This is a genomic window from Enterobacter sp. MGH119, from assembly GCF_001037675.1.
GTDB lineage: Bacteria > Pseudomonadota > Gammaproteobacteria > Enterobacterales > Enterobacteriaceae > Enterobacter > Enterobacter hormaechei_C.
Genome location: NZ_KQ089929.1, coordinates 905,034 through 922,633 on the forward strand (window position 1 = coordinate 905,034; position 17,600 = coordinate 922,633).

Below are 17,600 nucleotides of genomic sequence, written 5' to 3' on the forward strand. Positions count from 1 at the left end.
GAAGGGTAACGCTAAAAAGAGCCCAGATCATACGCTTACGCGAAAGTTTGGAAAGTCATTCACACCGAAAATATCGACAGGATCAATTTTGACCTGCTTCTTTCAGGAAGAGAGGAGGGAAAACCGCCTGACGCCGGGGCCAGACGGTGTTAACGGTTACGCCTTGCGCGTGGCCGCTTTCATGGATGTGACGAATGCGTGTAATTCAGCCAGCATCTGCTGTGGCTTATCCACGTTCTTCTCGATAATTTTCACGATAGCCGAACCCGAAATGGCCCCGGCGGCTTTCGCGTCAATCGCCGCAGTAACCTGATCCGGTGAGGAAATGCCAAAGCCCTGAAGCGGCGGTGCAGCATGGTATTCTGCAAGCTTCTCCACCAGATGATGCAGCGGCAGCGCGGCTTTGTTTTCCGCACCGGTGACGCCCGCACGGGAGAGCAGGTAGGTGTAACCTCGTCCGTAAGAGGCAATCTGGCGCAACAGATCGTCATCGGCATTCGGTGGACAGATGAAAATCGGCGCGACGTTGTGGCGCATTGCCGCCTGACGGAATGGCGCAGACTCTTCAACGGGCACGTCAGCCACCAGCACGGAGTCAACGCCCACGCGGGCGCACTCTGCGTAAAACGCATCAATGCCGCGGCTGAACACCAGGTTGGCGTACATCAGCAGGCCGATCGGAATGGTCGGGTGCTTCTGACGGATCGCCGCCAGCATTTCAAAGCACTGGCTCGGCGTCACGCCCGCGGCAAACGCGCGTAGCGTTGCGTTCTGAATGGTCGGGCCATCCGCCAGCGGATCGGAGAACGGAATACCGAGCTCCAGCGCGTCGGCACCGGCATCAATCAGGGTGTCGATAATCTTCAGCGACTGCTCCGGGCCGGGGTCGCCCAGCGTCACGAAGGGAACGAACGCGCCTTCCTGGCGGGCTTTCAGTTGTGCAAATGCGTTGTCGTAGCGTTCCATCAGATTTCCCCTCGTGCTTTCAGAATATCGTGAACGGTGAAGATATCTTTGTCACCGCGACCGGAAAGGTTTACCACCAGCAGCTGCTCTTTTTCCGGGTTTTCCTTCATCATTTTCAGCGCGTGCGCCAGCGCGTGGGAAGACTCCAGCGCCGGGATGATCCCTTCATTGCGGCACAGCGTTTTGAAGGCCTCCAGCGCTTCGTCATCGGTGATGGAGACATAATCCGCGCGGCCGGTGCTGTTCAGGAACGCGTGCTGCGGCCCTACGGACGGGAAATCCAGCCCGGCAGAGATCGAGTAAGACTCCTCAATCTGCCCTTCATCGGTCTGCATCATCGGGGCCTTCATGCCGAAGTAGATCCCCACGCGGCCATGCTTCAGCGGCGCACCATGCTCGCCCGTTTCAATGCCGTGGCCGGCAGGCTCAACGCCAATCAGCCCAACGCTGGTTTCGTCGATAAAATCGGCAAACATGCCGATGGCGTTAGATCCGCCGCCAACGCAGGCGATCACCGCATCCGGCAGGCGACCCTCTTTTTCGAGGATCTGCGCTTTAGTCTCTTCGCCGATCATGCGCTGGAATTCACGCACGATGGTCGGGAACGGGTGCGGGCCCGCGGCGGTACCGAGCATGTAGTGGGCGGTTTCGTAGCTGCCAGACCAGTCGCGCAGCGCTTCATTACAGGCATCTTTCAGCGTGGCAGAACCGCTGTGCACCGGGATCACTTCCGCCCCCATCAGACGCATACGGAACACGTTTGGCGACTGGCGCTCAACGTCCTTCGCCCCCATGTAAATGCGGCATTTCAGGCCGAGCAGGGCGCTGGCGAGCGCTGAGGCCACACCGTGCTGCCCCGCGCCGGTTTCGGCGATGATTTCGGTTTTACCCATCCGCTTCGCGAGCAGCGCCTGGCCCAGCACCTGGTTAGTTTTATGCGCGCCACCGTGCAGCAAATCTTCACGCTTAAGATACAGCGTAGTTTTAGTGCCTTCGGTCAGGTTGCGGCACTTTGTCAGCGCCGTCGGACGACCGGCGTAGTTTTTCAGCAGGTCAGTAAACTCCGCCTGAAACGCCGGATCTTTCTGTGCGCTCACGAACGCTTCTTCCAGCTGGCGCAGCGCGGGCATCAGGATTTGTGGGACATACATCCCACCGAACTCACCAAAATACGGGTTAAGTAATGTCGTCATCTTCTCTTCCTTAATATGCACGCAGAGTTTTAAATACCGATGCCAGCTTGCTGGCGTCTTTAATGCCCGGTTGGGACTCTACGCCTGAATTGAAATCGAGGCCGGCGCAGCCGGTTTTGGCCGCTTCCACACAGTTATCGGGGCTTAATCCCCCCGCCAGCAGGACATTGTCCAGCACTTCGCCACGCAGCAGTGACCAGTCGAAACGCTGCCCCGTGCCGCCCTGGCCGTTGTCGAGCACGTATTTATCAACATGCTTCAGGTTACGCGCGGGCAGGGTGGCGCCAACGCTTTGCGCTTTCCAGATCTGAACCTGAGGCGCCAGAGCATGTCGCAGAGCATCAATGTACGCCTGATCTTCATCGCCATGCAGCTGAACCGCGCTCAGGGATAACGCGTCCGCTTTAGCCGCAACGTCGTTAATATCCGCATCGCGGAACACGCCCACGTAGTTCAGTGGCGCAGCCGCCATCACCTTGCGCGCCTGTTCCTCATTAACGGCGCGAGGAGAGGACTCAACAAAGATCAGACCACCATAGATTGCGCCCGCTTCATATGCGGCCTGCGCATCCTGTTCACGGGTCAGGCCGCAGACTTTGTTCTCACCCAACAGCACGCGGCGCACGGCCGCATTAAGATCGTCGTGTTCCATCATCGCGGAGCCGATCAGGAAACCGTTGGCAAAGTGGCTGAGTTCGCGCACCTGAGCGTAGCTGTTTATCCCGGATTCGCTGATCACCGTGACGCCCGCGCCCAGACGCGGCGCAAGCTGGCGCGTACGGTTGAGGTCAATCGACAGGTCGCGCAGGTCGCGGTTGTTAATGCCGACCACTTTGGCTTCCAGCGCGATGGCGCGCTCCAGCTCCTCTTCGTTGCTCACTTCGGTCAGTACGCCCATATTCAGGCTGTGCGCGACGGCGGAGAGCTGGCGATACTGCTCGTCATCCAGCACGGAGAGCATCAGCAGGCAGGCATCGGCCTGGTAAAAGCGCGCCAGCCAGATCTGATACGGGTCGATAATAAAGTCTTTGCACAGAATCGGCTGCGGCGCGATGCCGCTGACTACGGGCAGAAAATCGAAGCTGCCCTGAAAATATTTCTCATCCGTCAGCACAGAAATGGCAGACGCATGATGCTTGTAGATACCGGCAATACGCGCCGGGTCGAAATCGTCACGGATCACGCCTTTGGACGGAGACGCTTTTTTACACTCCAGAATAAACGCGGTACGCGCGCCCTGAAGCGCATCATAAAAACGACGGCTGCTCGGAACGACGTCATTCTGAAAACTGGCGAGCGGCTGCTGTTGCTTGCGGGCTTCCACCCAGATGGCCTTATCGGCGACGATTTTCGCTAAAACGGTCTGCATTATTTACCCTCTTGCCGCAAGTGCGGTAACGCGATCGTAAGCTGCACCGGAGCGCAGTACGGCCAGAACTTTTTGGGCGTTGGCTTTCAGATCTTCCTCGCCATGTAAACGCATCAGCATGGCTACGTTGGCCGCCACGGCGGCCTCATGGGCGGCCTCACCTTTACCTTGTAATAAGCGCGTGAGAATGTCACGGTTTTCTTCCGGCGTGCCGCCCGCCAGGGCGTCCTGATGGTACGGGGTCAACCCGAAGTCAGCGGCCTCAAGCTGATAGTTCAGCACTTCGCCGTGATTCAGTTCCGCCACCAGCGTGGGCGCATGCAGGGAAACTTCATCCATCCCGCCGCTGTGTACCACGGCGGCGCGTTGGTAACCGAGGACGCGCAGCGTCTCCGCAATCGGCAGGACCAGCTCCGGGCTGTAAACGCCAATCAGCGCCAGCGGCGGGTGCGCCGGGTTAATGAGTGGACCGAGCACGTTAAACAGCGTGCGGGTTTTAAGCTGCTGGCGAACCGGCATCGCGTGGCGGAAACCGGTGTGATACTTCGGCGCAAACAGGAAACAGACGCCCAGGTCATCCAGCGCTTCACGGGAACGCTCGGCGTTCATGTCCAGGTTGATACCGAAAGCTGCCAGCAGGTCGGACGATCCTGAACGGCTGGACACGCTGCGGTTGCCGTGTTTCGCCACTTTCAGACCGCATGCCGCGGCCACAAAGGCGCTGGCGGTGGAAATATTGATACTGTTACTGCCGTCGCCACCGGTCCCGACAATATCGGCAAACGGGTAGTCCGGGCGCGGGAACGGGGCGGCATTTTCCAGCAGCGCGGTTGCGGCACCGGCGATCTCCTGCGGGCTTTCGCCGCGCACTTTCATGCTCACCAGCGCAGCGGCCAGCTGCTCAGGCTTCAGCTCGCCGCGCACGACGGCGGAGAACAGCTGGTGGCTCTCCTGCTGGCTCAGGGTCTGAGCCTGATACAGTTTTTCCAGAATCGGTTGCAGGGTGTTGGTCTGCTCCAGCTTTTGCAGCGCCCAGTCGAGCGTTTGCTCCAGCAGGCGCGCGCCGTTGGACGTCAGGATAGATTCCGGGTGGAACTGCATCCCGCAGACGCGATCCGCATCATGACGCACCGCCATCACCATCCCTTCAAACGAGGCGTTAATGGTCAGCCCGGCCGGAATGTTGCTGCCAACCAGCGAGTGGTAACGCGCTACCGGAAGCGGGTTCGGCAGCCCGGCAAACATCGCCTGACCGTCATGTTCAATACTTGACGCTTTGCCATGCAGGATCTCCCCCGCCTGACCCACGTAACCGCCGTAGGCTTCGACAATCGCCTGATGGCCAAGGCAGATGCCGATAATCGGCAGCTTGCCGCGCATACGGGTCAACAGCTCAGGCATACAGCCTGCTTCGCTCGGTGCGCCTGGGCCCGGGGAGAGCATCAGCACCGGGTTTTGCATGGTCGCCAGACGGTCAATCAGCGTCTGGGCCGGAACGTGGTTGCGATAGATAACGACATTGTGACCATTCGCACGCAGCTGATCTGCCAGGTTGTAGGTAAAGGAGTCGATATTATCGAGCAGCAGAATGTCAGCCATCAGAAAATCTCCTGTGCATGGTGTGCGGTAGCAATGGCGCGCAGTACCGCGCGCGCTTTACTGCGGGTTTCGTCGGCTTCCGACTGCGGAACAGAATCCAGCACAATTCCGGCCCCGGCCTGGACGGTGGCAATGCCGTCCTCAACGTAGGCGGAGCGGATCACGATGCAGGTATCGAGGTCACCGTGAGCGGTGAAATAGCCCACGGCACCACCGTAGCTGCCGCGACGGCGTCCTTCCGCTTCGGCGATCAGCTGCATAGCGCGGACTTTCGGCGCGCCGCTCAACGTGCCCATGTTCATGCAGGCGCGGTAGGCGTGCAGGACGTCGAGGTCGTGGCGCAGCTCACCCACCACGCGGGAGACCAGGTGCATGACGAAGGAGTAGCGGTCGACTTTGGTCAGGTCCGCCACGTAGCGGCTGCCAGGCGTGCAAATGCGTGCCAGATCGTTACGCGCCAGGTCAACCAGCATCAGGTGTTCGGAGAGCTCCTTATGGTCGGTACGCATTTCCAGTTCAATGCGGCTGTCGAGATCGCGGTCCAGGGAGCCATCGGCACGACGGCCGCGTGGGCGGGTTCCCGCTATCGGGTAGATCTCAATCTGGCGGCTGGTGGCGTCGTACTTGAGGGAGCTTTCCGGCGACGCGCCAAACAGGGTGAAATCATTGTCCTGCATAAAGAACATGTAAGGGCTTGGGTTGCTCTTTTTAAGCACATCGTAAGCCGCCAGCGGCGACGGGCAGGGCAGTGAGAAGCGACGGGACGGCACCACCTGGAATATCTCCCCGGCACGAATCGCTTTTTGCATCTGACGCACCACCGCGCCGTACTGATCGTCGGTCTGACTCACCTCGCAGGTCATCTTTTCAACACGCTGCACCGGGAGTGCGGGCGGTGCTTCCGACATCTGCTGTTGCAGTTGGGCGATGCGCTGCGCGAGGCGATTTTTCTCAGACGCAGACGGCGTGTACAGGCTGGCCTGGATGCGGGTGTATTTTTTCTGATGGTCGATCACCAGCAGGGTTTCGGCCAGGTAGAAGCAGTAGTCCGGGCAGCGGTTACCCTGCTCGGTTTGGGGTAAATCTTCAAAGCCAGCAACCAGGTCGTAAGCAAACAGCCCGCCAAAGAACATTGCTTCGCGCTCATCTTCCGGTACGGCCACCAAATTTTGCAGCAGACGGAAGGCGTCAAAAACGGAGAGCGAGCAGAGGCGGGCATCCTCATCCAGCAGCTGGCTTACCGGTGGGAAATGCAGAATTCTCAGGTCCGGATGACGCTCATTTTCAATACCTGAAGGCAGAGCCGCATCCAGCAGCGGCAGCAGCGACGCGCCATTCTCAGATAACGCCTTAATAGTGACAGTATCACCCGCTGCGGTAATGCGCAGCGCGCTGTCAACCAGCAGCAGGCTTTTGAGATCGTCCTTGCTGTCGATATCAGCAGATTCCAGCAGCAGCGTCGCAGGACGTGCACCGCACACCTGATGAAACAGCGCGGTAGGGTTATGGCGATAGGCCGCCTCGCAGGTCAGCAGTTCGAGGTGGGGTTTGGCTGTTTGCATGTTGTTGTTCTCATATTCTGTTCAAAAAAAAGCCCGCTGGGTAGCGGGCCGGGTATCTGTTTGCTTATCGCAGACGCGTGACACTGCCCGAAGATCAGGAAGTACGCCACCAACCGTGCAGAGCGAAATGTGCTGTCATTTTCAGATACCTTTCTCGTGTGAACTTGCGTACTAGTTAACTAGTTCGATGGCGTGTTGTCAACCCCTGATTTCAGTATTTCACGGTTAGTCGGTATCATAGGGGCTTCGGATGTCTCCAACCTGTTATGGGAAGTGCTTTGAGCGATACCACCTACGCCGTAATTTATGATTTACACAGCCATACACAGGCTTCAGATGGCCTGCTGACACCCGAAGCTCTGGTCCATCGCGCCGTTGAAATGCGTGTCGGCACGCTGGCAATAACCGATCACGATACCACTGACGGCATTCCCGCCGCGCGCGCCGAGATTGTCCGCAGCGGACTGGCGCTGGATCTGGTGGCCGGGGTTGAGATCTCGACGGTCTGGGAAAACCACGAAATTCATATCGTTGGCCTGAACATCGATACAGAACATCCGGCCATGCGTGCTTTTTTGCAAGAACAAAAAACACGCCGCAATCAACGCGCGGAGATGATTGGCGAACGTCTGGAAAAAGCGCATATTCCCGGTGCGCTGGAAGGCGCGCGAAAGCTGGCGAACGGTGGGGCGGTGACGCGCGGCCATTTCGCCCGTTTTCTGGTGGACGCTGGTAAGGCGACGACCATGGCGAATGTCTTTAAAAAGTATCTGGCGCGCGGGAAAACCGGATACGTTCCCCCACAGTGGTGTACAATAAAACAAGCTATTGATGTGATTCATCATTCTGGCGGTAAGGCCGTGCTGGCCCATCCGGGGCGGTATAATCTTTCTGCTAAATGGCTGAAAAGACTGCTGGCACACTTTGCCGAATGCGGCGGTGAGGCGATGGAAGTTGCCCAGTGTCAGCAGGCACCCAATGAACGTTCGCAGCTCGCGACCTACGCCCGTCAGTTTGGCCTGCTTGGCTCACAGGGTTCAGATTTCCATCAGCCCTGCGCGTGGATTGAACTGGGGCGCAAGCTCTGGTTACCCGCGGGCGTTGAGCCTGTCTGGCAGCTCTGGGAACAGCCACAGCAAATTGAAGAGAGGGAAGTATGAGTCAGTTTTTCTATATCCATCCGGATAACCCCCAGCCACGTCTGATTAATCAGGCCGTGGAGATCGTCCGCAAAGGCGGCGTTATTGTCTACCCAACCGATTCTGGCTACGCGCTGGGCTGTAAAATTGAGGACAAAGGGGCGATGGAGCGCATCTGTCGCATCCGCCAGCTGCCGGACGGCCACAACTTCACCCTGATGTGTCGCGATCTCTCTGAACTGTCGACCTACGCTTATGTTGATAACGTGGCCTTTCGCCTGATTAAGAACAACACGCCCGGTAACTACACCTTCATTCTGAAAGGGACAAAAGAGGTGCCGCGTCGTCTGTTGCAGGAAAAACGTAAAACCATCGGCATGCGCGTGCCGTCGAACCCGATTGCCCAGGCGCTGCTGGAAACCCTCGGCGAGCCGATGCTCTCCACATCGCTGATGCTGCCGGGCAGTGAGTTTACCGAGTCCGACCCGGAAGAGATCAAAGATCGTCTGGAGAAGGTGGTGGAGCTGATTATCCATGGCGGCTATCTTGGCCAGCAGCCGACCACCGTGGTGGATCTCACCGAAGACGCGCCAGAAGTCATTCGTGAAGGCGTGGGCGATGTTAAGCCTTTCTTGTAAGGGTGTAAGCAGATATACTACGCGGCCATCAAAGCAGGGCGCCGCCCTGTTTTTGACCTGATTCGACGCCTGTGAAGGCGACACCTGAGGAAGCTCAATGAGCGAGAAGTTACAGAAAGTGCTGGCGCGTGCCGGCCACGGTTCGCGCCGTGAAATCGAAGCCATTATTGAAGCAGGCCGCGTGAGTGTGGACGGTAAAATCGCCACGCTCGGTGACCGCGTTGAAATCGTACCGGGGCTGAAGATCCGCATTGACGGCCATCTTATCTCCGTGAAAGAGTCTGCTGAACAGATCTGCCGCGTGCTGGCTTACTACAAGCCGGAAGGCGAACTGTGTACCCGCAACGATCCGGAAGGCCGCCCGACGGTGTTTGACCGTCTGCCAAAACTGCGTGGCGCCCGCTGGATTGCCGTAGGACGTCTGGACGTGAACACCTGCGGCCTGCTGCTGTTCACCACCGATGGTGAACTGGCAAACCGTCTGATGCACCCGAGTCGTGAAGTGGAACGTGAATACGCCGTTCGTGTTTTCGGCCAGGTTGATGAAAACAAACTGCGCGACCTGTCGCGTGGCGTTCAACTGGAGGACGGCCCAGCGGCGTTCAAAACCATCAAGTTTACCGGTGGTGAAGGCATTAACCAGTGGTACAACGTTACCCTGACAGAGGGACGTAACCGCGAGGTGCGTCGTCTGTGGGAAGCGGTCGGTGTCCAGGTGAGCCGTTTGATTCGCGTCCGCTATGGCGACATTCTGCTGCCGAAAGGCCTGCCACGTGGCGGCTATACCGAACTGGATCTGACGCAAACCAACTACCTGCGCGATCTGGTTGGCCTGACGCCAGAAACCACGTCGAAAGTAGCGGTAGAGAAAGATCGTCGTCGCATGAAGGCGAATCAGATCCGCCGTGCGGTGAAGCGTCACAGCCAGGTTAGCAGCAATCGCCGCTCTGGCAGCCGTAATAACAACGGTTAATCGAAAAGCCCGGTGAATATACCGGGCTTTTTTTCTTCAGTAATCTATCCCCATTTGCGCTTTGATACCCGCATCGAACGCATGCTTAACCGGACGCAGCTCGCTGACGGTATCGGCCAGCTCCAGAATATCCCGATGACACCCGCGCCCCGTGACGATAACCGTCTGATGCGCTGGGCGGTTTTTCAGGGCAGCCAGCACGGCCTCCAGAGGCAGGTAGTCATAAGCCACCATATAGGTGATCTCATCCAGCAACACCATGTTCAGCGACGGGTCTGAAAGCATTCTTTTGGCATGCTCCCAGACGGCGAGGCAGGCTGCGGTATCGGTTTCCCGGTTCTGGGTATCCCAGGTAAAACCGGTCGCCATCACCTGAAACTCAACGCCATGCGGCTCGAGCAGATTACGCTCGCCGTTGGGCCATTCACCCTTGATAAACTGGATCACGCCCACTTTCTGCCCATGTCCGACTGCGCGGGTGGCGGTACCAAATGCGGCGGTGGTTTTTCCTTTACCGTTGCCGGTGAACACGATGAGGATCCCGCGCTCGTCCTGAGCGGCTGCCACGCGTGCATCAACCTGTTCTTTCAGACGCTGCTGGCGCTGCTGATGACGATCTTCACTCATTGCGATATCCCCGGTTTGCGGCCTGGCTGGGCATCGAAGGTCATTCCGGTTTTACGACGGCTGTCGTCACCCATCAGCCACAGGTAAAGAGGCATAATATCGGCCGGGGTTTTAAGCTTTTGCGGATCTTCTGTCGGGAAGGCGCTGGCACGCATTTTGGTGCGTGTACCGCCCGGGTTAATACAGTTAACCCGCAGGTGGCGGCTTTGGTACTCTTCGGCCAGCACCTGCATCATTCCTTCGGTGGCAAATTTTGAGACGGCGTAAGCCCCCCAGTTCGCACGCCCCTGACGCCCCACGCTGGAGGAGGTAAAGACCAGCGAGCCGGAATCGGAGTTGAGTAATAAAGGAAGCAAGGCCTGGGTCAGGAAGAACGTCCCGTTGACGTTAACCTGCATCACCTGCTGCCAAATCTCCGGATCCTGTTCATCCATCGGGCGCACTTCGCCCAGTAACCCCGCGTTGTGCAGTACGCCATCCAGACGCGGATAATGCGTGCTGATACGCTGGGCAAGGGCCTGACATGACGCTGGCGTACAGGTCAGCAGATCGAGCGTATACCAGGGCGTGGGGGTACCGCCGGCGTTTTCGATTTCACGGGCGACGGCCTTGAGCTTTTCTTCATTACGTCCCAGCAGAATAAGGCTCGCACCGTATTCAGAATAGGTCAGCGCCGCTTCGCGACCAATCCCGTCGCTGGCACCGGTAACCAGAATGATGCGGTTCTGTAGAAGGTTTTTTTGTGGCTGATAATGCACGGTGGCTCCTCAGGCGCATTGGGCGTGACTTGCACCTTTATTTATGACTTTTCGGCTTTATGCCCGAAACAGCGTCAGAATTCAATCAGTCTACAGGACAGATCGCTGGGAAATTAACAATTTGCAAAGATTTAAACCAGAAACGGGGGATTCCTGAAGCCGCCTCGCAGAGGTAATGTCCAGAGCGAGACGCCTGCGCAGGGCTGTTGTACACTGGCGTGAAAGATTCGTGGTTAAATCAAGGTGGAACGCGTGGAATTACTTTCTCAGTATGGGTTGTTTTTGGCCAAAATCGCGACGGTGGTTATAGCTGTCGCGGTGATTGCCGTCCTGATAGTCAACCTGACGCAGCGTAAGCGTCAGCGTGGTGAGTTACGCATTACCCGCCTGAGCGAACAGTATAAAGAGATGCAGGAGGAGATGTCTCTGGCGCTGCTTGACGATCATCAACAGAAGCTGTGGCTAAAAGCCCAGAAGAAAAAACATAAGCAGGACGCCAAAGCTGCGAAGGCGAAAGCTAAACTCGCCACGCCACAGGCTGACGCAAAACCGCGCGTCTATGTGCTCGATTTTAAAGGTAGCATGGATGCGCATGAAGTCTCCTCACTGCGTGAAGAAGTGACGGCGGTGCTGGCCGTGGCGACAGCCCAGGATCAGGTGGTGGTACGCCTTGAAAGCCCGGGTGGCGTAGTGCATGGGTATGGACTGGCGGCTTCGCAGTTACAACGTCTGCGGGATAAACAGATACCGCTCACCGTGGCGGTAGATAAGGTCGCGGCGAGTGGCGGCTATATGATGGCGTGCGTGGCGGATAAAATCGTCGCGGCACCGTTCTCTATTATCGGCTCGATTGGGGTAGTCGCGCAGATCCCTAACTTCAATCGTTTCCTGAAAAATAAAGAGATCGACATTGAACTGCATACGGCGGGCCAGTACAAACGTACGCTGACGCTGCTCGGCGAAAATACCGAAGAGGGACGGCAGAAGTTCCGGGAAGATCTGAACGAAACCCACCATCTGTTCAAAGATTTCGTGCACCGCATGCGCCCAACGCTGGACATTGAGCAGGTGGCTACGGGCGAACACTGGTACGGCACGCAGGCGCAGGAGAAAGGGCTGGTGGATGAAGTGGGTACCAGCGACGACCTCCTGCTCAACCTGATGGACGGCCGTGAGCTGGTGGGGGTGCGCTTCACCCGACGTAAGCGCCTGCTCGACCGTTTTACCAATAGCGCGGCAGAAAGCGCGGATCGCCTGCTGCTACGCTGGTTGCAGCGCGGACAAAAGCCGCTGCTGTAAAGAAAAACGCGAGGCAGATGCCTCGCGTTTTTAGTTTTAATCGACCAGGTGGTACTTCTCTGAGAGGGTATGCGCCAGGTATTTAAACATGTTAAATACGGCGGTGCTTTTTGGGGTGGGTAATCCTTGTTCATCAAGGAAGTATTCACCGCTGAACACCAGCACGCCATTACGTTGTTCCACGCCAGTCGCTTCAATCCCCGCCAGGGTGTCTTCATGGTCGCGAATGAGTTTGTTTGCTTCGATAAGCAGTGAAGCTCGGTCAATGGGTTGGGTCGTATTCTGCATATTCCACTCCTTAAACAGTGACAATAGTCTACGCCTGGGTCGCTTCGGGGGCAAATTTTCCCTGTTATCCGAGGGGATAAGGAACAGGGGCTGGCTGGCGGGATTTGCTTTTGCATGCTAATAAAGTTGCGTAACGAATTTTATCAGGTACAGTGTGCGCTTTCGTCATTCTGGCAACAGAATTGCTTGACATTCGACCGGGAATTCGTCACGAATGAACTTTGATGTGAGAAAAATACCCGAAAACTCAATGACCTGGATGTCGCCATTCTGACGTTCGGTAACACATAGGGGTTGATATCCCCTGACGACGTCGCAATATCAATGGCTCGTCGTCAGCGGAAGGGAAATCAACGTGCGGCGTATTCCTGGAAGAATTAAATTAGGTAAAGGTGAATATGGGTAAAGCTCTCGTCATCGTTGAGTCCCCGGCAAAAGCCAAAACGATCAATAAATATCTGGGCAATGACTACGTGGTTAAGTCCAGCGTTGGTCACATTCGCGACTTGCCGACCAGTGGCTCAGCCAGCAAAAAGAGCGCAGACTCTACCTCCACCAAAGGGGCTAAAAAGCCTAAAAAGGATGAACGTAGCGCGCTTGTCAACCGCATGGGTGTTAACCCATGGCACAACTGGGATGCACATTACGAAGTGCTGCCAGGCAAAGAAAAAGTCGTTAACGAGCTGAAACAGCTTGCTGAAAAAGCAGACCACATTTATCTCGCAACCGACCTTGACCGCGAAGGGGAGGCCATCGCATGGCACCTGCGGGAAGTGATCGGGGGTGATGACAAACGCTACAGCCGTGTAGTGTTCAACGAAATTACAAAGAATGCGATTCGTCAGGCGTTTGAAAAGCCGGGTGAACTGAATATCGACCGTGTTAACGCTCAGCAGGCGCGTCGCTTTATGGACCGCGTTGTTGGCTACATGGTCTCGCCGTTGCTGTGGAAAAAGGTCGCTCGCGGCCTGTCTGCGGGGCGTGTGCAGTCTGTTGCTGTTCGTCTTGTTGTTGAGCGTGAACGCGAGATCAAAGCGTTCGTCCCGGAAGAGTTCTGGGAAGTGGATGCGAATGTCACCACGCCGGGCGGCGATGCGCTGCCGTTGCAGGTGAGCCACCACAACGACAAACCGTTCCGACCTGAAAATCGCGATCAGACCATGGCCGCCGTGGCGCTGCTGGAAAAAGCGCGTTATCAGGTTCTGGATCGTGAAGACAAACCGACCAGCAGCAAGCCTGGCGCACCGTTTATCACGTCAACGCTTCAGCAGGCGGCGAGTACGCGTCTGGGTTACGGCGTGAAGAAAACCATGATGATGGCCCAGCGTTTGTATGAAGCGGGTTACATCACCTACATGCGTACTGACTCCACCAACCTGAGCCAGGACGCTGTCAACATGGTGCGCGGCTATATCGAGGACAACTTCGGTAAGAAATATCTGCCGGACAGTCCTAATCAGTACGCCAGCAAAGAGAATTCTCAGGAAGCGCACGAAGCGATTCGACCTTCTGACGTTTCGGTTCTGGCAGAATCGCTGAAAGATATGGAAGCGGACGCCCAGAAGCTGTATCAGCTGATCTGGCGCCAGTTCGTAGCCTGCCAGATGACGCCAGCGAAATACGACTCCACCACGCTGACCGTCGGCGCGGGTGATTTCCGCCTGAAAGCGCGCGGCCGTATTCTGCGCTTCGACGGCTGGACAAAAGTGATGCCTGCGCTGCGTAAAGGTGATGAAGACAGAACGCTGCCTTCAGTCAACAAAGGTGACGAGCTGTCGCTGGTTGATCTGGTCCCGGCTCAGCACTTCACCAAGCCACCTGCGCGCTTTAGCGAAGCATCGCTGGTGAAAGAGCTGGAAAAACGCGGCATCGGTCGCCCGTCCACCTATGCGTCAATCATTTCGACCATTCAGGATCGTGGATACGTTCGCGTTGAGAACCGTCGTTTCTATGCTGAAAAAATGGGGGAGATTGTCACCGACCGTCTGGAAGCGAACTTCCGCGAGTTGATGAACTATGACTTCACCGCGCAGATGGAAGACAGCCTTGATGAGGTTGCCAGCCATAAGGCAGAGTGGAAGAAAGTTCTCGACAGCTTCTTCAGCGATTTTACCAATCAGCTTGAGAAAGCCGAGAAAGATCCTGAAGAGGGCGGCATGCTGCCGAACCAGATGGTACTGACGAGCATCGACTGCCCAACCTGTGGCCGTAAAATGGGGATCCGTACCGCGACCACGGGCGTGTTCCTCGGTTGCTCTGGTTATGCGCTGTCACCGAAAGAGCGTTGCAAAACCACCATCAACCTCGTGCCGGAGAACGAAGTTCTCAACGTGCTGGAAGGGGACGATGCGGAGACTAACGCACTGCGCGCCAAACGCCGCTGTAAGAAATGCGGCACGGCGATGGACAGCTACCTGATCGATCCAAAACGCAAACTGCACGTTTGTGGCAATAACCCGACCTGCGATGGTTATGAGATCGAAGAAGGTGAGTTCCGCATTAAGGGCTATGACGGTCCGATCGTTGAGTGTGAGAAATGTGGTTCCGAAATGCACCTGAAAATGGGACGCTTCGGTAAGTACATGGCATGCACCAACGACGACTGTAAAAACACGCGTAAGATCCTGCGTAACGGTGAAGTTGCGCCGCCGAAGGAAGATCCGGTTCCGCTTCCTGAGCTGCCGTGTGAGAAGTCAGACGCGTATTTCGTGCTACGTGACGGCGCTGCCGGGGTATTCCTGGCGGCCAACACCTTCCCGAAATCGCGCGAAACCCGTGCGCCGCTGGTAGAAGAGTTGTACCGCTTCCGTGACCGTCTGCCGGAAAAACTGCGTTACCTGGCCGATGCGCCACAGCAGGATCCGGAAGGCAACAAAACCGTGGTGCGCTTCAGCCGTAAAACGAAGCAGCAGTACGTGGCGGCAGAGAAAGAGGGCAAAGCGACCGGATGGTCAGCCTTCTTCGTCGACGGGAAATGGGTTGAAGGCAAGAAATAATCTTCCCTTACCGTAATTTACCTGTGAAAGGGCCGGACTTCCGGCCCTTTTTTATTACGTAGTTATTATTTTTTGTTCCGTACTATACAGCCTGGCTATAAATGATATAGTGGTTATAGTTAACCCGTTTCTTATTATTAAATCGTCTTAAGCGATTGACTCATGCGCTAAATCGGATGGTCTGGCATGAAATTACAGCAGCTTCGCTATATCGTTGAGGTCGTCAATCATAACCTCAATGTCTCTTCCACCGCAGAGGGTCTTTATACCTCGCAGCCCGGCATCAGCAAGCAGGTGCGTATGCTGGAGGATGAGTTAGGTATTCAGATCTTTGCCCGCAGCGGTAAGCACCTGACGCAGGTCACGCCGGCTGGACAGGAAATCATACGCATCGCACGGGAAGTGCTCTCCAAAGTCGACGCCATTAAATCCGTCGCCGGGGAACATACCTGGCCCGATAAAGGTTCTCTGTATATTGCCACCACGCATACACAGGCGCGTTATGCGCTTCCCGGGGTGATCAAAGGTTTTATCGAACGCTATCCCCGCGTTTCCCTGCATATGCATCAGGGCTCACCGACGCAAATCGCAGAGGCCGTGTCTAAAGGCAATGCAGACTTCGCTATCGCGACGGAAGCCCTCCATCTGTACGATGATCTGGTCATGCTCCCGTGCTACCACTGGAACCGCTCTATTGTCGTGACCCCGGATCACCCGCTGGCGGGGAAGGGCGAAGTGACAATCGAAGAACTGGCGCAATACCCGCTGGTGACCTATACGTTCGGCTTTACGGGCCGTTCTGAACTGGACACCGCGTTTAACCGCGCCGGATTAACGCCACGGATTGTCTTTACGGCGACGGATGCGGACGTCATAAAAACATATGTGCGTCTGGGCCTGGGCGTTGGGGTTATTGCCAGCATGGCGGTAGATCCTGTCTCAGACCCGGATCTGGTGCGTCTGGATGCGCATGATATTTTCAGCCACAGCACCACCAAGATAGGTTTTCGTCGCAGCACGTTCCTGCGCAGCTATATGTATGATTTTATTCAACGCTTCGCGCCACATTTAACGCGCGACGTGGTGGATACAGCTGTAGCGTTACGCTCCAATGAAGACATCGAAGAGATGTTTAAAGACATAAAACTTCCCGCCAAATAATCACACCCGGTATCTTTCTGGTACGGAAAGATACCGTCATTCCCCTTTAAACCTGAATTAGAATTATCATCATCTACGTCCACTGTCATATATCGTCATAACCCATTAAATGACTATGGTTTTACTGTCGCAAATTTGCGACAAAAGTAGAAACTAATTTACAGGTGTGCAAATTATTCTTTTCAATTATTTATTTCGGGTCAAAAGATTGAATTTTCCCAGGCCCAGATACGTAAATTCACTGGCTTTTCGGCTAAAGTTTCTTTAGGATTTATCTCATCAGATGATTACTTGTGCCAATTGTTTGGTCTCTAAATGATAAGCGATGTCGATTGTATGAGGTTAGCAATGCCGTCAGGAAGTGAAGAACCGCAAAGGGATCCCGCGCTTAAGCGTAAAGCCTGGCTGGCGGTATTTCTTGGCTCTGCCCTGTTCTGGGTGGTGGTTGCTCTTCTTGTCTGGAATTACTGGGGTTGATTATGGTCATGACGGTGCGTACAGAAGCGAGAAAAGAGATGTGTCAGCTTCGTGACAATGCTCACAAAGCCCGTAAGGCGCCAGCAACCAGCGTGCCAGCTTCCTGGAAACTGACGCCACAGCAGCAGGCCTTTATTGATGTGTTCGCGGAAGACGAACCCAAAAAACAATAATTTTGAATTTTGCGTAATGATGCAAATAGTCTGAATAAAGACTGTGCGCTTTTGTACTCCTTAATAAATACACATCAGCAATATAGAACGAGGGCAGACCTCGCAACCTTAAATAATTAAAGTCTGGTGTCCCTATGATGAATAACATGACAACCGTAAAATACTGGTCATGGCTCGGCGTATTCTCAGCGTCGATCCTCTTCTGGTGTCAGCTCCTCTGGCTGGCCTTGCACTAAATCGTAAAACCTCGCCACGGCGGGGTTTTTTGTTTTATCCCTCGTGTTGGACCATTCCTAAATTTATCAATTTGGGTTGTTATCAAAACGTTACGACATCTTTGTGTTATCTTTAATTACAGCCCTGATGATTGTCAGGACATCCC

General features: G+C 55.7%; 18 protein-coding genes and 1 other annotated feature. Of the genes, 9 read left to right on the top strand and 9 right to left on the bottom strand.

Annotated features, from left to right (window positions below; genetic code table 11):
- Positions 1–156: 156 nt before the first annotated feature.
- From trpA to trpL, 6 genes are all read right to left on the bottom strand, one after another.
- The gene (gene trpA / locus SK53_RS04225) at positions 157–966 is read right to left on the bottom strand and encodes a tryptophan synthase subunit alpha (protein ID WP_032609356.1); all 810 of its coding nucleotides are present in this window, start codon (positions 964–966) and stop codon (positions 157–159) included.
- Positions 966–2,159 (bottom strand): tryptophan synthase subunit beta, encoded by a 1,194-nt coding sequence (trpB, locus tag SK53_RS04230; protein ID WP_003856780.1) that lies wholly within the window; start codon positions 2,157–2,159, stop codon positions 966–968. The genes trpA and trpB overlap by 1 nt, the downstream gene beginning before the upstream one ends.
- A 10-nt stretch (positions 2,160–2,169) precedes the next feature.
- The gene (trpCF, locus tag SK53_RS04235) at positions 2,170–3,528 is read right to left on the bottom strand and encodes a bifunctional indole-3-glycerol-phosphate synthase TrpC/phosphoribosylanthranilate isomerase TrpF (protein WP_003856781.1); all 1,359 of its coding nucleotides are present in this window, start codon (positions 3,526–3,528) and stop codon (positions 2,170–2,172) included.
- Between the two features lie 3 nt (positions 3,529–3,531).
- Positions 3,532–5,127, bottom strand: a complete 1,596-nt coding sequence (gene trpD / locus SK53_RS04240; RefSeq protein ID WP_003856782.1) for a bifunctional anthranilate synthase glutamate amidotransferase component TrpG/anthranilate phosphoribosyltransferase TrpD — start codon at positions 5,125–5,127, stop codon at positions 3,532–3,534.
- Complete coding sequence (locus tag SK53_RS23305; RefSeq protein WP_048208580.1) at positions 5,127–6,689, bottom strand: anthranilate synthase component 1; 1,563 nt, start codon at positions 6,687–6,689, stop codon at positions 5,127–5,129. The genes trpD and SK53_RS23305 overlap by 1 nt, the downstream gene beginning before the upstream one ends.
- 23 nt (positions 6,690–6,712) lie before the next feature.
- Positions 6,713–6,807, bottom strand: a sequence feature (Trp leader region).
- Entirely contained in the window at positions 6,784–6,828 is a 45-nt protein-coding gene (trpL, locus tag SK53_RS23500; protein WP_071524153.1) for a trp operon leader peptide, read from the bottom strand. Its footprint overlaps the feature before it by 24 nt.
- Positions 6,829–6,955: 127 nt before the next feature.
- Here trpL and rnm point away from each other — a divergent pair, with 127 nt between their 5' ends.
- From rnm to rluB, 3 genes are all read left to right on the top strand, one after another.
- The gene (rnm, locus tag SK53_RS04250) at positions 6,956–7,849 is read left to right on the top strand and encodes an RNase RNM (RefSeq protein WP_023314252.1); all 894 of its coding nucleotides are present in this window, start codon (positions 6,956–6,958) and stop codon (positions 7,847–7,849) included.
- Positions 7,846–8,466, top strand: a complete 621-nt coding sequence (locus tag SK53_RS04255; protein ID WP_003856793.1) for an L-threonylcarbamoyladenylate synthase — start codon at positions 7,846–7,848, stop codon at positions 8,464–8,466. The genes rnm and SK53_RS04255 overlap by 4 nt, the downstream gene beginning before the upstream one ends.
- A 97-nt stretch (positions 8,467–8,563) precedes the next feature.
- Entirely contained in the window at positions 8,564–9,439 is an 876-nt protein-coding gene (gene rluB, locus SK53_RS04260) for a 23S rRNA pseudouridine(2605) synthase RluB (RefSeq protein ID WP_003856794.1), read from the top strand.
- Between the two features lie 36 nt (positions 9,440–9,475).
- Here the strand turns inward: rluB and cobO are convergent, their stop codons facing one another.
- Both cobO and SK53_RS04270 read right to left on the bottom strand, forming a co-directional pair.
- Positions 9,476–10,066, bottom strand: coding sequence for a cob(I)yrinic acid a,c-diamide adenosyltransferase (gene cobO / locus SK53_RS04265; RefSeq protein WP_023314251.1), 591 nt, complete (start codon positions 10,064–10,066; stop codon positions 9,476–9,478).
- The gene (locus SK53_RS04270; RefSeq protein ID WP_017384219.1) at positions 10,063–10,824 is read right to left on the bottom strand and encodes a YciK family oxidoreductase; all 762 of its coding nucleotides are present in this window, start codon (positions 10,822–10,824) and stop codon (positions 10,063–10,065) included. The genes cobO and SK53_RS04270 overlap by 4 nt, the downstream gene beginning before the upstream one ends.
- A gap of 252 nt (positions 10,825–11,076) precedes the next feature.
- Between SK53_RS04270 and sohB the strand changes: the two genes are divergently transcribed.
- Positions 11,077–12,123: a protease SohB gene (gene sohB, locus SK53_RS04275; protein WP_022651351.1), complete on the top strand. Its 1,047-nt coding sequence runs from the start codon at positions 11,077–11,079 to the stop codon at positions 12,121–12,123.
- A gap of 36 nt (positions 12,124–12,159) precedes the next feature.
- On the opposite strand, the gene SK53_RS04280 is transcribed toward sohB, so the two are convergent.
- Positions 12,160–12,411 (bottom strand): YciN family protein, encoded by a 252-nt coding sequence (locus SK53_RS04280; RefSeq protein ID WP_003856804.1) that lies wholly within the window; start codon positions 12,409–12,411, stop codon positions 12,160–12,162.
- 398 nt (positions 12,412–12,809) lie between these two features.
- On the opposite strand from SK53_RS04280, the gene topA reads away from it, so the two are divergent.
- The 5 genes from topA to ymiC all read left to right on the top strand — a co-directional run bounded on the left by topA (position 12,810) and on the right by ymiC (position 17,454).
- Positions 12,810–15,407, top strand: a complete 2,598-nt coding sequence (topA, locus tag SK53_RS04285; protein ID WP_003856806.1) for a type I DNA topoisomerase — start codon at positions 12,810–12,812, stop codon at positions 15,405–15,407.
- A gap of 186 nt (positions 15,408–15,593) precedes the next feature.
- Positions 15,594–16,568: an HTH-type transcriptional regulator CysB gene (gene cysB, locus SK53_RS04290; RefSeq protein ID WP_006810844.1), complete on the top strand. Its 975-nt coding sequence runs from the start codon at positions 15,594–15,596 to the stop codon at positions 16,566–16,568.
- A gap of 336 nt (positions 16,569–16,904) precedes the next feature.
- Positions 16,905–17,045: a YmiA family putative membrane protein gene (locus SK53_RS04295; RefSeq protein ID WP_213083754.1), complete on the top strand. Its 141-nt coding sequence runs from the start codon at positions 16,905–16,907 to the stop codon at positions 17,043–17,045.
- 8 nt (positions 17,046–17,053) lie between these two features.
- Positions 17,054–17,218 carry a hypothetical protein gene (locus tag SK53_RS23730; protein ID WP_162183706.1) on the top strand — a complete coding sequence of 55 codons (165 nt, stop codon included), beginning with the start codon at positions 17,054–17,056 and terminating at the stop codon, positions 17,216–17,218.
- A gap of 137 nt (positions 17,219–17,355) precedes the next feature.
- Entirely contained in the window at positions 17,356–17,454 is a 99-nt protein-coding gene (ymiC, locus tag SK53_RS23880) for a small membrane protein YmiC (protein WP_032103392.1), read from the top strand.
- Positions 17,455–17,600 lie beyond the last annotated feature (146 nt).

What these genes read in the sequence shown, in the direction of transcription:
- trpA (WP_032609356.1), bottom strand. Translation starts at nt 966, where the DNA reads ATGGAACGCTACGACAACGCATTTGCACAACTGAAAGCCCGCCAGGAA.
- trpB (WP_003856780.1), bottom strand. Translation starts at nt 2,159, where the DNA reads ATGACGACATTACTTAACCCGTATTTTGGTGAGTTCGGTGGGATGTAT.
- trpCF (WP_003856781.1), bottom strand. Translation starts at nt 3,528, where the DNA reads ATGCAGACCGTTTTAGCGAAAATCGTCGCCGATAAGGCCATCTGGGTG.
- trpD (WP_003856782.1), bottom strand. Translation starts at nt 5,127, where the DNA reads ATGGCTGACATTCTGCTGCTCGATAATATCGACTCCTTTACCTACAAC.
- SK53_RS23305 (WP_048208580.1), bottom strand. Translation starts at nt 6,689, where the DNA reads ATGCAAACAGCCAAACCCCACCTCGAACTGCTGACCTGCGAGGCGGCC.
- rnm (WP_023314252.1), top strand. Translation starts at nt 6,956, where the DNA reads ATGGGAAGTGCTTTGAGCGATACCACCTACGCCGTAATTTATGATTTA.
- SK53_RS04255 (WP_003856793.1), top strand. Translation starts at nt 7,846, where the DNA reads ATGAGTCAGTTTTTCTATATCCATCCGGATAACCCCCAGCCACGTCTG.
- rluB (WP_003856794.1), top strand. Translation starts at nt 8,564, where the DNA reads ATGAGCGAGAAGTTACAGAAAGTGCTGGCGCGTGCCGGCCACGGTTCG.
- cobO (WP_023314251.1), bottom strand. Translation starts at nt 10,066, where the DNA reads ATGAGTGAAGATCGTCATCAGCAGCGCCAGCAGCGTCTGAAAGAACAG.
- SK53_RS04280 (WP_003856804.1), bottom strand. Translation starts at nt 12,411, where the DNA reads ATGCAGAATACGACCCAACCCATTGACCGAGCTTCACTGCTTATCGAA.
- topA (WP_003856806.1), top strand. Translation starts at nt 12,810, where the DNA reads ATGGGTAAAGCTCTCGTCATCGTTGAGTCCCCGGCAAAAGCCAAAACG.
- cysB (WP_006810844.1), top strand. Translation starts at nt 15,594, where the DNA reads ATGAAATTACAGCAGCTTCGCTATATCGTTGAGGTCGTCAATCATAAC.
- SK53_RS04295 (WP_213083754.1), top strand. Translation starts at nt 16,905, where the DNA reads ATGAGGTTAGCAATGCCGTCAGGAAGTGAAGAACCGCAAAGGGATCCC.
- SK53_RS23730 (WP_162183706.1), top strand. Translation starts at nt 17,054, where the DNA reads ATGACGGTGCGTACAGAAGCGAGAAAAGAGATGTGTCAGCTTCGTGAC.
- ymiC (WP_032103392.1), top strand. Translation starts at nt 17,356, where the DNA reads ATGAATAACATGACAACCGTAAAATACTGGTCATGGCTCGGCGTATTC.